2 protein-coding genes are annotated in these 2,066 nt (G+C 41.1%); both read right to left on the bottom strand.

Annotation, left to right across the window (positions count from 1 at the left end):
* Positions 1 to 92: 92 nt before the first annotated feature.
* The gene (locus tag ACQRBN_RS17360) at positions 93 to 311 is read right to left on the bottom strand and encodes a hypothetical protein (RefSeq protein WP_427740350.1); all 219 of its coding nucleotides are present in this window, start codon (positions 309 to 311) and stop codon (positions 93 to 95) included.
* Positions 312 to 321: 10 nt separating this feature from the next.
* Positions 322 to 2,010, bottom strand: a complete 1,689-nt coding sequence (locus ACQRBN_RS17355; RefSeq protein WP_427740349.1) for an IS1634 family transposase — start codon at positions 2,008 to 2,010, stop codon at positions 322 to 324.
* Positions 2,011 to 2,066: the final 56 nt, after the last annotated feature.

Raw genomic sequence — 2,066 nt, 5'->3', positions numbered from 1 at the left:
TGTTAACTTCCAGTGATTTTTCTACCTAAAAAATTTCTCGCCCCGATTCTTTAGAACCAGGGCGATTTCTTCGTCATTTTTACTAATGGATTTTAGGCTTCCTCTGCCAGAAATTTTAAGATTTCATCGTAACTCTTTTTACTTTTCACAACCGCCGCCATGATCTCATCCCGTTTAAGTGCATCACGCTTATCCAGTAACTTTTTGAGTTCTTCTGTCGCAGAATCGTAAGCTGCCTTTGTACGGATCACATTATGCTGCGCCTTTTCTATTTTTGCCTCAAGAGCCTCCATACTGATCTGTCTTGCCATCGTTTTTCTCCTATCGTTTTAGTTCTTCGCTGATATTTGCCGCCTTATATTTAACATGATCTGCGTTAATACCAAATGCTTCCAATATAGTTTTCTGCTTAGCTGTCACGGCATGATCCAGTCTATATACATCATCCAGCTGACGCACCATTTCTATCTTTTCCAGTTCACGGATGGCTGCCGGTACAGTCATATAATTCGGCTTCTGATCCATCTTTTTAAGTGCATCCTTCAGATGTGTATAAATGCTGTTCCTTATGATCAGGGCAATGAATTCTATAAAGATTTTTGAGGCTGCTGATTCATCGGAGTATACACGCAGGCTCTTATCTCCCAGATAAGACTTGTCACCGCGGAACAGTTTCTCCGAGGCATCCCTGCTTTTGTACAGGTTTATCGCATCCTTTGCGCTCATTTTTTCAGATGTCACGATGCAGAAGTATCCGCAAAGTTTCAGTTCGCCGCTCACTACCTTCGTGTTGTCTTCCGGAAACAGAAAGGTTTCACCGTCCTTATCATAATGAAGATAGAAATACTTTTCATATGACGGCCCAAAAGTGCGCTTCTCATTTGTGTGCTTGAGCAGGAAATGCTTCATTTCCGTCAGCTGTGATTCTATTTCGCGTTTCTGGCTGCTGGCCCTGGCACTATTGTAATACAAATGAAAATACCGTTCCTTTCTATCCGTAACATACAGTTTTCGCTTGATGGTCTTTCCATAAACACCATACTCACTGATGCTGTTAGCCCATTCCTCTTCAAAAGATCCTTTATTCTCTGTGACCAGCTGGCGGACAAATGATGCCATGCCTTTAACCATGATCACAAAACTGTAGCCGCATTCATCCATGTACTCTATATTCCTTTTGCTGAAATATCCTCTGTCCAGGATAAATCCCACTTTTTTATAACCATACGCTTTTGCTTTGTCCAACATGAACTGAAGCTGGGACACATCATTAATGCTTCCCGGATACTGCTCATAAAACAAAGGTTCCCTGTTGTTGGTATCATAAGCAATGGAGTAATTAAATACCGGAAGTCTTTTGTCATCCTTGGCATTACCGAACTCAGCCATCTCTATGTCGCCAGCCTGACAGTTCTTATTTGTGGAATCATAGGAAATATAAATCTTCTGGCGGTGATCACGTTTCGAATTCCACTCATTCAAAAAATTGGTGCTTTGTTCAACTGTAAGGGACTTCAAAAAAGCTGAGATCTTTGAATCACTGTATATTTTCATGCCATCTGTAAAAAGCGGATGGTTATACGCATAGTCAGGATAATACTGTGCTGCATTGTTTTCCGTAATAATCGAATACGATACAAGATCCAGAAAAAGCCCCAGATCTTTTGACTTGAAATACATCTCCAGGATATCGGAAATCCCCGTTTCCTTCATGAGCTGGCGGATTACAATAAAGGCTCCTATCCGAAGGCAGCTACTCCTGACGGATCGGTCTTTTTCTTCTGGCAAAACTTCATCCGGGAAGTAACGAAGGAAGTTTTCGTTAGGCTGGATCATTTCCGGATCCGTTTGGCAACGCTTACCAATGATAACCCTTTTAGGAGATGTATATTTCTTATTTGGATTGTAGGTTCTGCCTGTTTCGTAATAAACATAGGTGGTCTCACCTTTCTTCTGGTATACGATTTTACCCGGAGCATTGGGCATTTTGACGAGACAATCGAGATACATTTCCACCCTCCTTTATTTAGATATAATTATATCTAAACTTATTGTACCAGAAAGCC

This window comes from Bariatricus sp. SGI.154 (assembly GCF_050313795.1).
GTDB lineage: Bacteria > Bacillota > Clostridia > Lachnospirales > Lachnospiraceae > CAMBRQ01.
This window is presented reverse-complemented; position numbering and strand designations above follow the sequence as displayed.

Bases quoted from the DNA above. Each gene is read 5' to 3' on its own strand.
- ACQRBN_RS17360 (WP_427740350.1), bottom strand. From the start codon at position 311: ATGGCAAGACAGATCAGTATGGAGGCTCTTGAGGCAAAAATAGAAAAG.
- ACQRBN_RS17355 (WP_427740349.1), bottom strand. From the start codon at position 2,010: ATGTATCTCGATTGTCTCGTCAAAATGCCCAATGCTCCGGGTAAAATC.